At 46.8% G+C, this 18,437-nt stretch carries 13 protein-coding genes and 1 pseudogene; 7 read left to right on the top strand and 7 right to left on the bottom strand.

Annotated features, from left to right (window positions below; genetic code table 11):
• Positions 1–15 precede the first annotated feature (15 nt).
• Positions 16–195: pseudogene (locus AR543_RS25075) on the bottom strand (hypothetical protein); the annotation flags it as partial.
• A gap of 73 nt (positions 196–268) precedes the next feature.
• Positions 269–1,363, bottom strand: a complete 1,095-nt coding sequence (locus AR543_RS19610) for an alpha/beta hydrolase (protein ID WP_060536075.1) — start codon at positions 1,361–1,363, stop codon at positions 269–271.
• Between the two features lie 573 nt (positions 1,364–1,936).
• On the opposite strand from AR543_RS19610, the gene AR543_RS19605 reads away from it, so the two are divergent.
• The 7 genes from AR543_RS19605 to ptsP all read left to right on the top strand — a co-directional run bounded on the left by AR543_RS19605 (position 1,937) and on the right by ptsP (position 11,979).
• Positions 1,937–3,103, top strand: a complete 1,167-nt coding sequence (locus AR543_RS19605; protein ID WP_060536074.1) for an iron-containing alcohol dehydrogenase — start codon at positions 1,937–1,939, stop codon at positions 3,101–3,103.
• Positions 3,104–3,548: 445 nt separating this feature from the next.
• Positions 3,549–4,091 carry an NfeD family membrane protein gene (locus tag AR543_RS19600; protein ID WP_060536073.1) on the top strand — a complete coding sequence of 181 codons (543 nt, stop codon included), beginning with the start codon at positions 3,549–3,551 and terminating at the stop codon, positions 4,089–4,091.
• A gap of 141 nt (positions 4,092–4,232) precedes the next feature.
• Positions 4,233–5,867, top strand: a complete 1,635-nt coding sequence (locus AR543_RS19595; RefSeq protein WP_060536072.1) for a flotillin lipid rafts scaffold protein FloT — start codon at positions 4,233–4,235, stop codon at positions 5,865–5,867.
• A gap of 401 nt (positions 5,868–6,268) precedes the next feature.
• Positions 6,269–7,120: a glucose PTS transporter transcription antiterminator GlcT gene (gene glcT, locus AR543_RS19590; protein WP_060536071.1), complete on the top strand. Its 852-nt coding sequence runs from the start codon at positions 6,269–6,271 to the stop codon at positions 7,118–7,120.
• Positions 7,121–7,531: 411 nt separating this feature from the next.
• Entirely contained in the window at positions 7,532–9,586 is a 2,055-nt protein-coding gene (ptsG, locus tag AR543_RS19585; RefSeq protein ID WP_060536070.1) for a glucose-specific PTS transporter subunit IIBC, read from the top strand.
• Positions 9,587–9,998: 412 nt separating this feature from the next.
• A complete protein-coding gene (locus tag AR543_RS19580) occupies positions 9,999–10,274 on the top strand; it encodes an HPr family phosphocarrier protein (protein WP_017813500.1) in 276 nt (91 codons plus the stop codon).
• Complete coding sequence (gene ptsP, locus AR543_RS19575; protein WP_060536069.1) at positions 10,267–11,979, top strand: phosphoenolpyruvate--protein phosphotransferase; 1,713 nt, start codon at positions 10,267–10,269, stop codon at positions 11,977–11,979. The genes AR543_RS19580 and ptsP overlap by 8 nt, the downstream gene beginning before the upstream one ends.
• A gap of 402 nt (positions 11,980–12,381) precedes the next feature.
• On the opposite strand, the gene AR543_RS19570 is transcribed toward ptsP, so the two are convergent.
• From AR543_RS19570 to gcvT, 5 genes are all read right to left on the bottom strand, one after another.
• Positions 12,382–12,699, bottom strand: coding sequence for a putative quinol monooxygenase (locus AR543_RS19570; protein ID WP_060536068.1), 318 nt, complete (start codon positions 12,697–12,699; stop codon positions 12,382–12,384).
• 146 nt (positions 12,700–12,845) lie between these two features.
• Positions 12,846–13,397, bottom strand: coding sequence for a GNAT family N-acetyltransferase (locus AR543_RS19565; RefSeq protein WP_060536067.1), 552 nt, complete (start codon positions 13,395–13,397; stop codon positions 12,846–12,848).
• A 699-nt stretch (positions 13,398–14,096) separates the two neighbouring features.
• Complete coding sequence (gcvPB, locus tag AR543_RS19560; protein ID WP_227871784.1) at positions 14,097–15,632, bottom strand: aminomethyl-transferring glycine dehydrogenase subunit GcvPB; 1,536 nt, start codon at positions 15,630–15,632, stop codon at positions 14,097–14,099.
• Positions 15,629–16,984 (bottom strand): aminomethyl-transferring glycine dehydrogenase subunit GcvPA, encoded by a 1,356-nt coding sequence (gcvPA, locus tag AR543_RS19555; RefSeq protein ID WP_060536066.1) that lies wholly within the window; start codon positions 16,982–16,984, stop codon positions 15,629–15,631. The genes gcvPB and gcvPA overlap by 4 nt, the downstream gene beginning before the upstream one ends.
• Positions 16,985–17,187: 203 nt before the next feature.
• The gene (gene gcvT / locus AR543_RS19550) at positions 17,188–18,303 is read right to left on the bottom strand and encodes a glycine cleavage system aminomethyltransferase GcvT (RefSeq protein ID WP_060536065.1); all 1,116 of its coding nucleotides are present in this window, start codon (positions 18,301–18,303) and stop codon (positions 17,188–17,190) included.
• Positions 18,304–18,437: the final 134 nt, after the last annotated feature.

Raw genomic sequence — 18,437 nt, 5'->3', positions numbered from 1 at the left:
TAACAGAACAACGCATTAAGAAAACAAGAGAACAACACAGTAACAGAGCAACAGATCAACAAAGCAACAGATCAACAAAGCAATAAAAAGACCAGTAAAGTAACGGTTGTAAGAGGGAAAAACAGCAAAACAGCAAAAAAGCAATAAAGAAATGAACAAAAAAGCAAGAGCCAGGGATAAAATCTCCTGGCTCTTGCTTTTTTTCTTTTTAAATCATATTCATAACTGCTCGGCTATATTCTGGCTATATACAGCCAATTCCGATCCTTTATGACGATCCAGCCCCGCTTCCCGCTGCACTTTTTCCGTTATCAGACGATTTCTGCCGAATCTCTGCCAGCAGCTCTTCGATAACCCGGATAACGAGCTTAGGCTGATCATGAATAATCATATGCTCGCTTCGCTTGGCTACAATCAACTTGCTGTTATTCGAAATAGCGAGCATTTCGCGCTGTCCAATCTGCCAGCTTTGCTCAATCTTGTTATTCGCTTCTTCGCTGATTCCAAAACGGGTCAGATCCTGCTCCTGTCCTCTGGCAATAATACGTACAGGCAGATTGCCCAGCTTTTGATTGCGAATAGCATCTTCGGTGGTACTGGCGAGTTTTCCTTCTTCAGATACAGCTTTAAAATATTTTGGTGAAGCCACTACGTTTACAAAATCCTGCCGATCTTCCGGTTCAACCCGTCCGGTTAGCATAAAATTTGGAAATAAACGAAAAGCGCCTACTTCATCGAGGAAAATAGAAATATAAGGCGATGGCGTGGAACTGCCTGCATGTTCTTCCTTGTAAATGGCTTCTGTACGTTCGGCATCATTTTCCGGCCGTGCATCGATCAGTACCATGCCTGCAATCTCATCGGGATACGTTTGTGCGAATAATCGAGAGTACATACCGCCAAGCGAATGACCGGCCAGTAGATACGGACCCGGAATATTTGCTTTCTGCAAAGCGGTATGCAGCTCTTTGACAATATTCTGTCCGGTTCGTGGCAGTGGGCTGGTATCGCTCCAGGCGTAGCCTGCCCGGTCATAGGTTACGACTGTAGCGCCTGTAGAGGCTGCCAGCTGCTCCGGAATCTGTCTCCAGGAGAGACTGGTCTCCCCACTGCCTGCTTCAAGCAGAATAGTCGGTGAGCCGGTTCCATACGTATGCACATGCAGCCGGTACCCATTGATATCGATCATTTTACCCGGTGGAGGATGGGTGGCCTGGGCGTGCCGTGAAGTTATACTTTCATAAATAAATCCTGCTGCCAGCAGAAGTAAAACGACTCCGACCAGTGAAACGATGGCGCGGAGAGTGATCTTTTTCCAGGAACGCCCGCTTTTGCGGTGCCCTGAAGGATTGGATGTTTTCATGAGTAGGGTAATCCTTTCTTTAATAGGGTGCCAATACAATGAATAGTCAATAATGGGGAACTGCGGAACCAAGGAAGCGTAGTAGCAAGAGCAACCTTGTTGGTGATTGAAATTGGTAAATCCTCTACACGTATATTGGACAGGGAAGAGAGTTATTTAACTGTACACCTACCAAATTCAACCTCTGGATGGAGCTGGCAGCCTCTATACGTAATCGGACACCATACAGCGGTGTAGCCAAGCGGATAAATCGAGATAAAGCAAGCATGATTAGGCACCAGCAATACCGTGTTCTAAAAAGAAAGAAGCAGCAGCTGTTGGTTATTCATACTGATGTCCCACAGATTATCAAAAGGTGGACAGCTTCCGTTTGGCCGGTGTCTGTTGTGGTTAAATCTGCAAAGGGACACGTCGGATTTTATTTTTACGACGCGACAGTGTATACTTGTAAAGTAGTGAGAAACCGTAACTTACTTATTACTTCCTATCAACGTTCTGATCCCTGGAACAGAAGGGAAGTCGTTTCTCATGTGTTTTCCTAAATCTTATATCCTGTAAGGGAGGCTATTTCAGATGAAATCATTTGAATTTTATAATCCAACCCGCCTGATTTTTGGTAAAGGCCAATTGGAGACATTGAAGCGTGAAGTTCCAAAATACGGCAAGAACATCCTGCTGGTATATGGTGGCGGCAGCATCAAGCGTGCAGGCCTGTACGATCAGGTAATCAAATACCTGGGCGAAATCGGTGCGAATGTAACCGAACTGGCAGGCGTAGAACCGAACCCGCGTCTGACTACTGTCCACAAAGGTGTAGAGCTGTGTAAAGCAAATAACATCGATCTGGTACTCGCTGTCGGCGGCGGCAGCGTTATTGACTGCGCCAAAGCGATCGTAGTCGGTGCCAAATACGATGGCGACATGTGGGATATTATCGAACGCAAAGCAGCTGCAACGGATGCACTGCCGCTGGGCGTTGTACTCACAATGGCAGCAACTGGTTCCGAAATGAACTCCGGTTCGGTTATCACCAACAGCGATACCCAGGAGAAACTGGGCTGGGGCAGCGCATACTCTTTCCCGGCATTCTCGATTCTGGATCCGGAATTCACGTATTCCCTGCCTAAAGATCAGACAGTATACGGTATGGTAGATATGATGTCCCACGTACTGGAGACGTACTTCCATCCGGAACAAAATACACAGGTACAGGATGGCTCGTGTGAATCCGTACTGCGTGCCGTTATCGAAGCGGCTCCACAACTGATCAATGATCTGGAGAACTACGAGCTGCGCTCCACGATTATGTACTCCGGTACAATGGCGCTGAACGGCGTACTGAGCATGGGCGTAACCGGTGACTGGGCAACCCACAATATCGAGCATGCGGTATCCGCAGTGTACGATATTCCGCATGGCGGTGGTCTGGCGATCCTGTTCCCGAACTGGATGCAGTATAACCTCAAAGTCGATCCTGCCCGTTTTGCGAAGCTGGCAGTTAACGTATTTAATGTTGATCCTGCAGGCAAGAGCGACGAAGAAGTAGGCGCAGCAGGTATCCAGGCACTTCGTGATTTCTGGACATCGATCGGTGCACCTAGCCGTCTGGCTGACTACGATATCGACGATAGCCAAATCGACCTGATGGTCGAGAAAACACTGAAGTTCGGACCTTCCTTTGGTAACTTTGCCAAACTGCAGGCAGACGACGTACGCGAAATCTACCGTATGTCCCTGTAAGCAGGAGCGCTTTTAAACCGAAGTATCAAGTTTGGTATAAGAAGTGTGATGTTGCGATCAGAGATAGCCTGTTTAATGTAAAAAGACAGCTCTTGTATTCGCTAAAGAGTAATTTTTTCCAAAAAGCAGAGCAGTCTGCATAAAACATTTCACAACCAAAAGCACAGTTTCCTTGATCCTATGGATCTTGGGAAGCTGTGCTTTTTTGACGTCTCATATAATGAATAGAACTATCTATAAAGGCGTAACAATTGGACATCAAATGAAAGAGAAAAAGCTGCTTTTTGTAATTTAATTTCCTTTAAAGGTAAAAATATGCAACCTCATCTGTATATATACGTAAATAAAGGTATATCGCCAACCAGCAGTATTTTTGTTTTTGAATAAAAAAAGTCTTGAAGACTGTGCGGCGGTCTTGTCACAAAACGGAAAGGAGACCGCAATTATGGAAACGCTATATTGGACCTGTCTGATTATCGGAGCAGTATATGCGCTGTTCAGCCTGCTTTTCGGTGACTTGCTCGGTGATGTACTGGGCGGACTGGAGCTGCCCGGACCGGATGTATTCAAGCCGGTTGTACTGGCAGGCATGGTAACGGTATTTGGTGGAGCAGGCATTTTGCTGGCCAGGTATACGGACATGTCTATAGGAGTAGAGCTGTTATTATCCATTCTGGCGGCTATTGCAGGAGCATTGTTTGTATTTTTCGTGTATGTCAAACCCATGGAGAATAGCGAAGTGTCCACGTCCTATTCGATCCGGGAGATGATTGGGCGGATTGGAGAAGTTACCATACCGGTACCAGGCGAGGGATATGGCGAAGTTATGATCAAGGTAGCAGGTGGCAATACGGTACATATCGCGTCGAGTTTTGAGCATTCTCCTATCGCGGCAGGTGTCCGTGTCGTCATTGTAGAGGAGTCGGCAGGTGTTTTGGCAGTAGCGGAATTTGAACAAGGTCTGGCAGCAGACCCGGCACCACTATAAATAAAAGCAGCAAGTATAATCCATGGATAGTGTATCCAGGCAAAACGCAGTTGGAAATAAGAATATGACGGAAGCAGTAACCATGTAACCTGGCAGCAATACCCATATAACTTTAAATACAGTTTCAAAGGGGAGAATACAATGACAATAATAAACGAAATGATTTTGATTCCTGCCATTGTAATCGTCGTTCTAATCGTACTGGGCATAACATTCTGGGCACGGTACAAAACCGTTAGTACAGATGAGGCAATGGTCGTGACCGGCTCTTTTCTCGGCAACAAAAATATCTCGGATGATGGTGCCGGACGCAAAATCAAGATCGTACGCGGCGGCGGTGCATTTATCTGGCCGATTTTCCAGAAATCCGAATTTCTGTCCTTGCTGTCCCACAAGCTGGACGTCACTACACCGGAGGTGTATACCGAACAAGGTGTACCGGTACTGGCTGACGGAGTAGCTATTATCAAAATCGGCAGCTCGGTTGAAGATGTAGCAACAGCCGCAGAGCAGTTCATGGGCAAGCCGATCCAGGCTCTGCAAGGAGAAGCCCAGGAAGTGCTGGAAGGCCATCTACGCTCGATTATGGGCTCTATGACCGTAGAGGAAGTGTACCGCAATCGCGATCGTTTCGCCCAGGAAGTGCAGAGCGTAGCCGCACGTGATCTCAAAAAGATGGGTCTGCAGATCGTTTCCTTTACAATCAAGGATATTCGCGACAAACATGGCTATCTGGAATCCCTCGGTAAACCACGGATTGCAGCCGTGAAAAGGGATGCCGATATTGCTGAAGCCGAAGCGCTGCGCGACTCACGCATCCAAAAGGCTCGTGCCGAAGAAGAAGGACAAAAAGCCGAGCTGCTGCGTGATACCCATATCGCTGAAGCGGAAAAGGAAAAAGAGCTGAAAATTGCTGCTTTCAAAAAGGATCAGGATACCGCTCGCGCCGAAGCTGATCAGGCATATCAGATTCAGGAAGCCAAAGCAAAGCAGATCATGATTGAAGAACAAATGAAAATCGAACTCGTCCGCAAAGAGCGCGAAATCGATCTGAAAGAAAAAGAAATTACCGTACGCGAGAAACAATATGATGCCGAAGTGAAAAAGAAAGCCGAAGCCGACCGTTTTGCTGTCGAGCAGGCAGCCCAGGCGGACAAAGCCCGCAAAATGCGCGAAGCCGAAGCCAGACAATACTCGATCGAGACCGAAGCCAAAGCCTCTGCCGAGCAGCAACGCCTGGCCGGTCTGGCGACAGCGGATGCCGAACGTGCCAAAGGTACGGCGGAAGCCGAAGTCATCCGTCTACGTGGTCTGGCAGAAGCCGAAGCCAAGCAAAAGCTGGCTGAAGCTTTTGAAAACTACGGTCAGGCAGCTATTCTCGATATCGTTGCCAAAATGCTGCCGGAGCTGGCAGGCAAGATCGCAGAGCCGCTTAGCAGTATTGACAAGCTGACAGTCGTTGATACAGGCAAAGGAGAAGGCGGAGGAGCGACCAGAGTCAGCAATTATGTGACCGAGCTAATGGCTACTGCTCCTGAAATGCTGAAAAGTGTATCCGGTCTTGATCTGGAGCAGCTGATCCAGGGATTCGCCGGACAAAAAGAGAATTCTGCCGAACGCCAACCTGCACTTTCCGATAAAAAACGTTCCTATCCGGTCCATATTGAAGCAGAGGATATCCAACCGGTTGAAATGGTAACACCGACGATTGATATCCAATCAACCAATATTAAATCAACCAATCGTATCTCGGATGCAACCATGGATACAGACTAAAATAGTCTATGCTTCGTATGATGCAGCTGGCGCGTAGACACAGCTGCAGCTTGAACCAGCAGGTATAGCAGTTAGGATGTCATTTTGTCGGCAAGCTCAAAATATGTTTTATAATTGATCTGTCCATATACAATTTTTTCATTGGATCAGCCGGTTATTTATGTACTTGTCTGGCGTTTGTAACCTGATGGTGGCAAGTGTATAATAACAGTATCTGTGTACAACAACTCTGGATTTCCGACAAGGATATCTGCGGAATAGTTCAAAAGACGATGAAGCCGGATAAATAAAGGCTTCATCGTCTTTTTCGCTGTAACGAAGCAGTGTACAGATTGTGTTGACTAGCCTGTTATTTTTTGATAACTTAGTCGGGATAAGGCGATATTAAAAGGGGTGCAACTGTGAGCAGCCTACAAGTGGCTAAAGTACTGAATAATAACGTAATTATTGCAGATCATCCTCAGTATGAAGAGGTCGTCGTGATCGGCAAGGGAATCGGATTTAACCGCAAGACACGCGATCAGATTCCGCTCAATGTCGTCGAGAAAATGTTTATTTTAACCAACCAACAGGAGCAGGAGCAGTACAAGCAGCTGGCTGCGCAGATTGACGAACAGATCATAGAAGTGATTAACGAGATTATTCACTTTATTAATAAAGAAAGCAAAACTCCGCTCAACGAGCATATTCATATTGCATTGACCGACCATATTGCGTTCGCCATCAAGCGTGCCGAACAGGGGATGACGGTACAGAATCCTTTTTTGTATGAGACACGGGAGATGTATCCGAACGAGTATCGTCTGGCTGAACATGCATTGGAAATGATTAAAAACAAGCTGGGTGTCAGTCTGGAGGAAGATGAAATCGGATTTGTTGCCCTGCATATTTACAGCGCACTGACCGATCAGCATATTACCCAGATCAAGGCGCATTCCCGCCTGATTGCCGATATGGTCAAAGTAGTAGAAGACAGCTTGAATATTACTATCACTGGTGACAGTCTGGATTATTCGCGGCTGCTGACCCATTTACGGTTCGCGATTGAGCGTATCCGCCGCGGCGAGAAGGTAGCAGCGACACACCGGCTGGAAGAGATGCTCAAGATCGAGTACCCGGAAGTATATTCGCTCGCCTGGAAGCTGACCAAGATGATGGAAAGACGCCTGCGTCGGCCTGTATATGGAGCAGAAGTTAGTTATCTAACGATGCATCTGCAGCGGTTTGTCGAGAAAAATGAAACCGAAAATTAAGCTGGTGAATTTTTTTGTTGAAAAGGCTTGCATGTTCAAAATGAGAGTGCTATAATTCAGAACGTAATCAACAAACGAATAGCGGTTATAACGTGTTACTGATTCGATCAGGCATGAGTTAACAACGTATTTGTAGCGAAGCTGCATAGCAGAGGGCGTATTTTATCCTTATCTGCACGCATAGCTTTATGTTACATGTACATTGTTTGCTCATGCCTTTTTTGCATGCTATCCGCAAAGCGGTTGTTGAACGCAGTGAGGTTACGGAATCATGAAAGTTCCATTTATGTAATAAATTAGATGAATTGGTTTAATTTATTACATGTTTGGGTCATACACATTGAAGAAGTGAATCCTGCCTGCACTGCAACTCAAAATCATACATTATATTCAAGAGGGGAAGTGGCTGTATTGTTTAGACGTCTGTTTGGCGTTTTGCAAAAAGTTGGTAGAGCACTGATGCTTCCGGTTGCGATCCTGCCAGCTGCAGGTCTGCTGCTGGGTATCGGTAACCTGTTGGTTAACCCGGACTTTTTGCAGTATATTCCTGCACTCAATGCCAAGTGGGTTCAAATTACTGCTGAAGTAATGATGAACTCCGGGCAAATCGTATTTGATAACCTATCCTTGTTATTTGCCGTCGGGGTTGCCGTCGGTCTCGCAGGAGGAGAAGGCGTTGCCGGTCTGGCAGCAATTATCGGTTATCTGATCATGAACGTAACTATGGGTACAGCAATGGGTATCAAAGCTGCGGATGTAGGTACAGGCAACTTTGCTCTGGCTTCCGTACTGGGTATTCCTACACTGCAAACTGGTGTATTCGGCGGTATTATCGTCGGTATCCTGGCAGCATCGATGTACAAGCGTTTCTTCAAGATCGAACTGCCGTCTTACCTGGGCTTCTTTGCAGGTAAACGTTTCGTTCCAATTATGACTGCTGTAACCTCCCTGATCCTCGGTCTGATTATGATCGTGGTATGGCCTCCGATTCAGTCTCTGCTGAATAACGTTTCCCACAACATGGTTGATGCGAACCCTACACTGTCCGCATTTATCTTCGGGGTAATCGAGCGTTCACTGATTCCTTTCGGACTGCATCATATCTTCTACTCACCGTTCTGGTTTGAATTTGGTGAATATGTCAATAAAGCGGGCGAACTGGTACGTGGTGACCAGAAGATCTTTATGGCTCAGCTGCGTGACGGCGTACCGTTCACAGCGGGTACATTCATGGTTGGTAAATTCCCATTCATGATGTTCGGTCTGCCTGCGGCAGCACTGGCTATCTATCATGAATCCAAGCCACAGCACAAAAAATACGTTGCAGGTATCATGGCTTCTGCAGCACTGACTTCTTTCCTGACAGGTATTACAGAGCCGCTGGAATTCTCATTCCTGTTCGTTGCTCCAATCCTGTTCGGTATTCACGCAATCTTCGCAGGTCTGTCTTTCATGACAATGCAGATTCTGGGCGTTAAGATCGGTATGACTTTCTCAGGTGGTCTGATTGACTTTATCCTGTTCGGTGTTATTCCGAACCGTACCCCTTGGTGGGACGTTATCATCGTCGGTCTGATTCTGGCGGTTGTGTACTACTTTGGTTTCCGTTTTGCTATTCGCAAGTTCAACCTCAAGACACCAGGTCGCGAAGACACTGTTGCTTCCGAGGAGAACAGCTCTGGTGGCAGCGCAACACAGGACGAACTGCCTGGCAAGATTCTGGACGCGTTTGGCGGCCAGGAAAACATCTCCAGTCTGGACGCTTGTATCACTCGTCTGCGTATTCAGGTTAAAGAACCAAAAAATGTTAACAAAGACCGTCTGAAATCCCTGGGCGCTTCCGGCGTACTGGAAGTGGGTAACAATATCCAGGCGATCTTCGGTACACGTTCCGATACCATCAAGTCCCAAATGCAGGACATTATCGCAGGACGTACACCACGTGCTACACCTCCAAGTGTAGACAATGAGCCAGCCAAAGGCACAGCCGAGAATCAGGTTAGCCTGATGACCGACGAAGTGATTGTTGCTCCGGCCAGTGGTGAACTGCTGAATATCAGTGAAGTACCGGATCCGGTATTCTCGCAAAAAATGACCGGTGACGGATTCGCGATTCTGCCTTCGAGCGGAACGATCGCTTCTCCGGTAAACGGTAAAGTATTCAATGTATTCCCGAGCAAGCATGCGATTGGCATTATGTCCGAGACAGGCAAAGAAATTCTCGTACACGTTGGTGTGAACACCGTTAAGCTGAAAGGCCAGGGCTTCACTGTACTGGTTGCTGAAGGCGACGATGTTATGGCGGGTCAGCCAATCCTTGAAGTAGATCTGGAATATGTAAAAGCAAACGCTCCATCTATCATTACACCAGTAATCTTCTCCAACCTGCCGGAAGGTGCAGCGGTAACGCTGAAAAAATCCGGAACGGTTAAAGGCGGAGAAGGCGACATTATCACCATCAAGTAAGCAGAGTGATCAACCTTCAACTGAATAGTCAGGCATCCAGAAAATACAGATTAATTTGGCAAATCAGTTGGGTAAGGCTTGGTAAGCTGCTTAACCGCATGGATTTATGTCTAAGTAATACTAAGTGTATGCATGCAGGATGTGTTTCACAGCAAACTATAGGCGGTTCTTCGGAACTTCGCCTATAGTTTGCTATCATTATAAAATGAAAGCATCTTTTGGTGAAAACGAGCATTTGTTTGGTAAAGAAATGAATTTGCCTAAATTTTGCCGCAAATTGCTAGTAATTGCTGAAAAAAGTCGAAATTTTTTCTTCCAGAACGTGCATCATGGTTTATAATGCTGTACAATAGAGTGGATGGCTTGATATTCACATCTATACTACTACTAACAGAAAGCGAGTGACTTTATAATGGAAAAAACATTTAAAATCGTTGATGAAGATGGTATCCACGCACGCCCAGCAACTGCACTGGTAACAGCTGCTAACAAATTTGCTTCTACTGAATCTTTCGCTGAAGCTAAAGGTAAAAAAGTAACCCTGAAATCTATCCTGGGTGTTCTGTCTCTGGGTCTGGAGCAAGGTGATACTATCGTTCTGTCCACTACTGGTGCAGAAGAAGAAGCGGCTCTGCAAGCTCTGACTGACGTAATGGTTAACGAAGGGCTAGGCGAAATCAATGGCTAATATTTTGGGAATTGCGGCGTCTTCGGGCATCGCCATTGCCAAAGCATTCCGTCTGGAACATCCTGAGTATGAAATCACCAAACGCTCAGTAAGTGATACCGATGCGGAACTGGCTAAACTTGAGTCTGCTCTGGCGCAATCCAAAGTGGAACTTGAGGCGATCAAAGAGCGCACGCTGCAAGAAATGGGAGCAAAAAAGGCAGAGATTTTCGAATCTCACCTGCTCATTCTGAATGATCCTGAATTGATCGATCCGGTAAAAGACAAAATCTCTTCCGATATGATCAATGCTGAATATGCACTGAACGAAGTGGCTTCCCAGTTCGTAACCATGTTTGAGAACATGAAGAGTGCTTATCTTCAGGAACGTGCTGCGGACATGCGCGACGTAACGAAGCGTGTGATCAACCATCTGATGGGCGTTAATTTCCAAAGCCCTGCTGAAATTCGTGAAGAAGTGGTCATCATTGCTGAAGACCTGACGCCTTCCGATACAGCTCAGCTGGACCGCAATTATGTAAAAGGCTTCACAACCAACATTGGCGGACGTACTTCCCACTCTGCGATTATGGCACGCTCCCTGGAGATTCCGGCAGTAGTAGGAACGAAGGAAGTTATGGACGTTGTACAAAACGGTGACATGGTTATCGTCGATGGTCTCGAAGGTAACGTTATTGTAAATCCGGATGAAGCTACACTGGCAGAATACCGTGCAAAACGTGAGGCTTATGAAGCTCAAGTAGCAGAGTGGCGCAAACTGCGCGACGAAGCAACGGTATCCAAAGACGGCGTTCACGTCGAACTGGCTGCCAACATTGGTACACCAAACGATGTAGCTGGCGTTCTTGATAACGGCGGCGAAGCAGTAGGTCTGTATCGTACCGAGTTCCTGTATATGGGTCGTGACGAGTTGCCATCCGAGGATGTTCAATTCAACGCTTATAAAACAGTACTCGAAAAAATGGCAGGCAAGCCTGTAGTTGTTCGTACACTGGATATCGGTGGCGACAAAGAACTGCCTTACCTGGTTCTGCCAAAAGAAATGAATCCGTTCCTTGGTTTCCGTGCTATCCGTCTGTGTCTGGATCGTCAGGACATTTTCCGCACTCAACTGCGTGCGCTGCTTCGTGCAAGCGTATATGGTGAACTGCGCGTGATGTTCCCAATGATCGCTACACTGGGCGAATTCCGTGAAGCAAAAGCGGTTCTGATGGAAGAGAAAGAAAAACTGGTTGCTGAAGGTGTATCCGTATCGGACAACATCCAACTCGGCATCATGGTTGAGATTCCTTCCACAGCTGTTCTGGCTGATCAGTTTGCCAAAGAAGTAGACTTCTTCAGTATCGGTACTAACGATCTGATCCAGTACACCATGGCAGCTGACCGTATGAACGAACGTGTATCTTATCTGTATCAACCATATAACCCGTCCATTCTGCGTCTGGTTAAAATGGTTATCGATGCAGCGCACAAAGAAGGCAAATGGGCTGGAATGTGTGGCGAGATGGCAGGGGATGCTACAGCGATTCCATTGTTGCTCGGTCTGGGACTCGATGAGTTCAGTATGAGTGCAAGCTCTATTCTGCCTGCACGCAGTCAAATCGCCAAACTGTCCAAAGCTGAAATGCAAGAGCTGGCTACCAAAGCACTCGATATGCAGACAGCAGAGCAGGTTGTCGAACTGGTTAACGCTATTCAGGCGTAATTGCTGGATACCGTTTTTGGTATAGCTATTCTTTTTTCCAACAATCCCATTAAGCTGATTTCCTGAAATGATTCGGGAAATCAGCTTTTTTTCTTTTTTTGGTGTGAAGATGGATAAGAGCTAAGAGGGACTTCGCTGCGGGAAAGGATTATTCCGGCGACCTCCGGTTAAGATCCGGTTAAGAATGGATATTTTTGAATCACCGCTGTCGCGGTAAATATCCATTCTTAAATGTTGGCCTTTGGAATGATTCCTTTCCTTTCGCTAAGTGCGTCTGAGGGACAGTGTATTGGAAAAAATCTTGTGAAAAAGAAACGAGTGGTATGGTAGGAGGGCATTTACTAATCATTTCGCATTCAATTGAATAATAGATAGCTACTTATATTGAACAATAAATGATACTTATAAAGTAGAAGGGAGCCCTTTCCCGCCGAGGGGGTGGAGGGTGCTGATTCTTTCCATGCCGGTGATAATGGGTTTGGCTTTTTGGATTAGAGTCTGGGTGACTTCCAGTTGAAGGGATGCCTGATGGGCTTGCTCGCTGCTCCATACTTCATAGACGTACACGCAGTCCGGTTCGTTTTCGGCGATGCTGACCATGTAGATTTCGCATTCTTGCAGATTTTTCATGGATTCTGCAGCGTCAAGCAGGATATTGACCATGGTATCGCGCTGATTTTCCTGTACCGTGAACTTGCCAAACAATCCAAATCGGCTCATATGAATCCTCTTTTCGTAAAATAGTAAGGGTATTTAGCGAAAATAGTCGGGATAGATAACCTGGAACAGGAAGTCTAGCTTATTTTATGATATAGTCGCATCTCATCTAAGTCGGTTTGCAGAAATCGAATTGCCTGGATATGGAATCAATTCGATGTGTGGCAGCCCAGTTCGTAGTAGTTGTTATTGTTGAACTCGAAGCTTTTGATCACATCGAGGCCAAGCTTTTGGGTGTGTGCAGCGTAGGATCTTGGGTTGATATGATTGATAAAAGTGATCAGGATCGGGTATCTTTGGCTCATTTGTGTTTTGGAGAATTCAAAAATATTTTTAAGTACTTCTGTGCCACGGTATTCGGTATCGATACAGATCGGTCCGTATTGGTAGCTGTTTTCGGTAGATAGCACCGTTCCTTTGTACTCGGTGTGCTGCAGATCGCCGATCATATGTTGGAAAAGAGGCCATTTGGACCAGTATTCCCAGGAAGCTGCCATGACGTAAGCAACGACTTTATCCTGGTCACAGGCGATAGTGATGCCATTTTCTTTTTCAATCAATTCCTGGAATTGTTCATCTGTAAAGAGCGTGGTGACAAAGCCGTGTGGTTTGTCTTCTTCACTGATGGTGGTGACATGGTACTTTTGCTGTAGTTCTGCGATAGCAGGGATATCCTCGATAGTAGCATTTCTGTAAATCATGATTGTCCTCCTGTGCGGGATAAAATGGAATTTATCGATCTGAGCTTATGCTCCAGTTACAATTCCTATGTAGAGTACGTATGGAATTGTTTTGAGTATAGCTTCAAAAAAAAGATCTTTCAACTGCTTGATAGCTTTCTTGTGGGCAGAAGCAAATAGCCGTTCGATGCACAATGATACGTAGTTGCTGATGAACTCTATGTATTTAGTGCAGCGGTTTACAAGAAAGCTTTTATGGTGATTTCCAGTATCGATAGACAGGATATGATGAATTAAGGAATCAGTATGACTAGACGAGCAGATACCGTAAGAAAATACATCAAGGAAATGATGTGGTAAAGTCGGTAAAGAACATAAAATATGAAGGAGCTTATCATCGTGATAAGCTCCTTCATATTTTTTATGGATCATAGTAATCATATAAAAGGATATGGATATCTTTTACACTGAATATTGTCTTTTAGGATCAACATTAGCTTATATCATCAACATGATCTCATACGATAAATATTATCTTTTATAATAATCGTGACCTGTTGCGCTGAATATCCTTCTTTACCATCAACGTGATCTCTTATATGATTATTACCTTTTATAATAATCATTATCTCATAGAACCAATATTATCTTTTCTAATAAACACCATCTCGGACATAGTGAAGCTGCCCTTATAATAACGCATCCTGAAGTCTTCGCGAATTAACTGCAAGCGCAGTTGAGTACCGGCTTGCGGGCTGCAGTTGCTTCATCCAGACGTTTGACCACCGTCGTGTATGGCGCATTAATTACTAATTCCGGTGTTTCTTTGGCTTCATTTGCTATCTGGATCATTGTATCGATAAAGGCATCCAGCGTTTCTTTGCTTTCGGTCTCGGTCGGTTCGATCATGATGCATTCTTCCACATTGAGCGGGAAGTAGACGGTAGGCGGATGATAGCCAAAATCAAGTAATCGTTTGGCAACATCGAGTGTGCGTACGCCGTACTGTTTTAGCCCTTTGCCGGACATCACGAATTCGTGTTTGCATACATTGTCATACGGCATAATGTAATGATCTTTGAGGCGATGCATCATGTAGTTGGCGTTCAGCACTGCACATTCGGATACCCGGCGCAGACCTTCCGGACCGTAGGTACGGATATACGTATAGGCGCGTACCAGAATACCAAAGTTGCCATAGTACGCTTTGACACGACCAATAGAATCCGGTGAACCGGAGCGCAGTGTGTAGCTGCCATCTTCGAGCTTCTCGACGACCGGCTCTGGCAGGAAAGGCAGCAGTCTGCTTTTCACACCAACAGGACCGGCTCCCGGACCACCACCACCGTGAGGCGTACTCATCGTCTTATGCAAATTCAGATGGACCACATCAAAGCCCATATCGCCCGGACGAGTGATGCCCATGATCGCATTGGAGTTGGCACCATCGTAGTAGAGCAGGCCGCCGGCTTCGTGCACAACTTGGGCAATCTCGGTAATCTGTTCTTCGAACAGTCCCAGTGTATTCGGATTCGTCAGCATCAGCGCTGCTGTATCCGGTCCAACGGCTGTACGCAGAGCTTCCAGATCGACCAGACCTTTTTCATTCGAAGGAATAGTAATGGTCTGGAATCCGGCGACAGTCGCACTGGCCGGGTTCGTACCGTGCGAAGAATCAGGCACGATGACTTTGGTTCGATGTTCACCGCGTTTTTCGTGATAGGCACGAATCATCATCAGACCGGTCCATTCTCCGTGTGCTCCGGCAGCAGGCTGTAGGGTCACGGCATCCATACCGGTCAGAACAGCCAGATCGTTTTGCAGGGTATGCAGCATTTCCAGTGCTCCCTGAATACTGGTCTCAGGCTGATACGGATGGATTTTGGCGAATCCGGCATAACGGGCTACATCTTCATTGATTTTTGGATTGTATTTCATTGTACAGGAACCGAGCGGGTAGAATCCGTTATCCACACCAAAGTTCAGGCGGGATAGCTCGGTATAGTGACGGATAACATCGACTTCGTATACTTCCGGCAGGGCAGCTGCTTCACTGCGCAGCATGTCCTGAGGAATTACCGAACTGGCTTCCACGCGAGGTACATCACATTCCGGCAAAGAGTAGCCGACCCGGCCAGGCTGGCTAAGTTCGAAGATCAGTGCTTTTTCCTTGATTACTGCACCAATTAATTCATTGGATGCTGTAGCTGTGGAAGGAGTATCTGTATTGGTTGTCGTTATCATTTCGTTTGTCATAGGGATGCCTCCAGTTGGGTAGCCAATTGATCAATCTCGGATTTGGTACGCTTTTCCGTTACGGCAAACAGCATGTGACCGGATAATTCCGGATAGGATAGACCCAGATCATATCCACCGATAACGCCCTGCTCCAGCAGCTTCAGATTCAGCTCGGCAGCAGAGGTGCCTTCTGGCAGAGTAATCACGAATTCATTGAAAAAAGGAGACTGGAATGTCAGCTTCAGCCCGGCTACAGCAGACAGTTTCTGTGCAGCATAGTGGGCTTTTTGAATATTCAAATCTGCCACATCGATCATTCCCTGTTTACCCATAATCGACATATAGACAGAGGCGGACAGGGCGAGCAGCGCCTGATTGGAACAAATATTGGAAGTCGCTTTATCACGGCGTATATGCTGTTCACGGGTCTGCAGCGTCAGTACAAAGCCGCGCTTGCCATCACTGTCTTTGGTCTGGCCGACGATTCGTCCAGGCATACGGCGCATCTGTGCTTGTGACACCGCGAAAAATCCACAGGTAGGGCCGCCGAGAGACATGGATATACCGAGCGGTTGTGCATCACCGACTACGATATCGGCTCCGAGCTTGCCCGGTGCTTCGAGCAGTCCGAGTGAAATTGGATTGGTACTGACGACGAGCAGGGCGCCGCGCTCATGAGCCAGATCGGCAGCAGCGCGAATACCTTCAATACCACCAAAGAAGTTCGGCGATTGTACCAGTACAGCTGCTGTCTGATCGTCAAGTACTTCGGCGAGTGCGCTGATATCTGTTACTCCGTCACCATAGGCAACTTCAACCACTTCCAGATTCAGACCGCGTGCATAACTGCGTACAACAGCGCGCGCTTCCGGATGAATCGTGGAGAAAGCGACAATCTTGGTGCGGCGGGTTGCGGAAGCTGCCAGTGAAGCGGCTTCGGCCAGAGCAGTTGCTCCATCATACATACTCGCATTGGCTACAGCCATTCCAGTCAGTTCACAGATATAGGACTGGAATTCAAAAATCGCCTGCAGCTCGCCCTGGCTGATCTCCGGTTGATATGGAGTATACGCTGTATAGAATTCAGAACGGGAGATTACATGATTGATGACCGATGGGACATGATGATCATAAATGCCTGCTCCGAGAAAGCTCGTATAACGATCGGTATCTGCATTGCGGCCAGCCAGTTGTCCCATATGACGGGTGAGCGCATATTCGTCCAGCATCTCCGACATAGGCAGCGTACCCTGATAACGGACAGCGGCCGGAATATCCTTGAACAGATCCTCTATGGATGACGCGCCGACAACAGCCAGCATATCCGCTTCATTTTGCGGCGTCATCGGAATATAGCGATGCTTTTTCATTATATATACTCCTTTTGGCAGATCAGGCTGCCGGGTAATGGTAGAAACGACGTGCTGTTATGCAACCAGATATATGTTATGAGATGTATGTTATGAATAGAAATAAAGATGTAGATGGATATAAGGAAAAATAATGACAGCAGATGATCAATGGATCATACAGCCCACCTTTGTCGTACTCATAGGAATGCCACAGCAAACGATCAGACAGTTACCGGCTTTCTTTTGTAAAAGGGAGCTTTGACTACTTCGGCTTTGAGCAATTTACCGCGAATCTCTATTTCGATGGCTGTACCTATAACGGCATGTTCAGCCTCGATCAAAGCCAGTCCCAGATTACGCTTGAGAGTGGGAGACTGTGTACCGGTAGTCACTTCGCCAATCTGGCGGCCTTCAAGAAATACCGGATAATGGGAGCGCGGAATACCGCGATCGATTAATTCGACACCGACCAGCTTGCGGGGAGTGCCCTGTTCTTTTTGTTTAACCAGCACATCGCGTCCGATAAAGTCGCCTTTGTCCAGCTTTACAAAGAAACCAAGACCCGCTTCCAGTGGGGTAATATCTGCAGACAATTCCTGTCCATACAGAGGCAGCTTGGCTTCAAATCGCAGTGTATCCCGCGCACCGAGTCCGCATGGCACGAGTCCGTCGGGTTCTCCTGCGGCGAGTAGTCCGGTCCAGATTTCACCTGCTTGATCGGCAGGAGCATAAATCTCGTAACCGTCTTCGCCGGTATAACCGGTACGGGACAGGATCACTTTGACGCCAAACAGCTCTGCATTCGCTACGAAAGAAAATCCGGGAAGTTCACTGTACTCTTTACTGCCGGTTGCTTTGGCCAGAATATTGGCAGCCAGCGGTCCCTGCAAAGCGATCAGGGCTGTCTGTTCGGAGATGTTTTGCAGCGTTACACTTTCCGGCAAATGCTCCTGTAGCCACTCTATATCCTTATCAATATTGGAAGCATTAATGACCAGCATATAATGCTCTTCTTCCAATCGATAGACCAGCAGGTCGTCCACAACTCCTCCGGTCGGATAGCACATCAATGTGTACTGGGCCTGTCCATCCTGCAGCCGGGATACATCATTGGTAAGCATATTTTGCAGATAAGCCAGTGATCCGTTGCCGCTGATCATCACTTCACCCATGTGGGAAACATCGAACAGTCCTGCTTGTTCGCGAACGGCTTCATGCTCTTTTTGAATACCTCTAAACTGGACAGGCAGTTCCCAGCCGCCAAAATCAATACAACGTGGAGAACCGGATGCAGCATATAACGGGTATAGCGGTGTACGCTTGAGCTCTGTAGTCATGAATGATTCACCTCATGGTTTATTTGATAAAAACAAAAAAACAGGGAGGGTCAGGAAATAAACAGGCATTGCCCGCATTTTCCTTTCCTCCCTGTCCTTGGTACCTGAGAGTTACCTTATTCACCCGATGCGTT

The sequence above is a fragment of the Paenibacillus bovis genome (genome assembly GCF_001421015.2).
Taxonomy (GTDB): Bacteria; Bacillota; Bacilli; order Paenibacillales; family Paenibacillaceae; genus Saccharibacillus; species Saccharibacillus bovis.
This window is presented reverse-complemented; position numbering and strand designations above follow the sequence as displayed.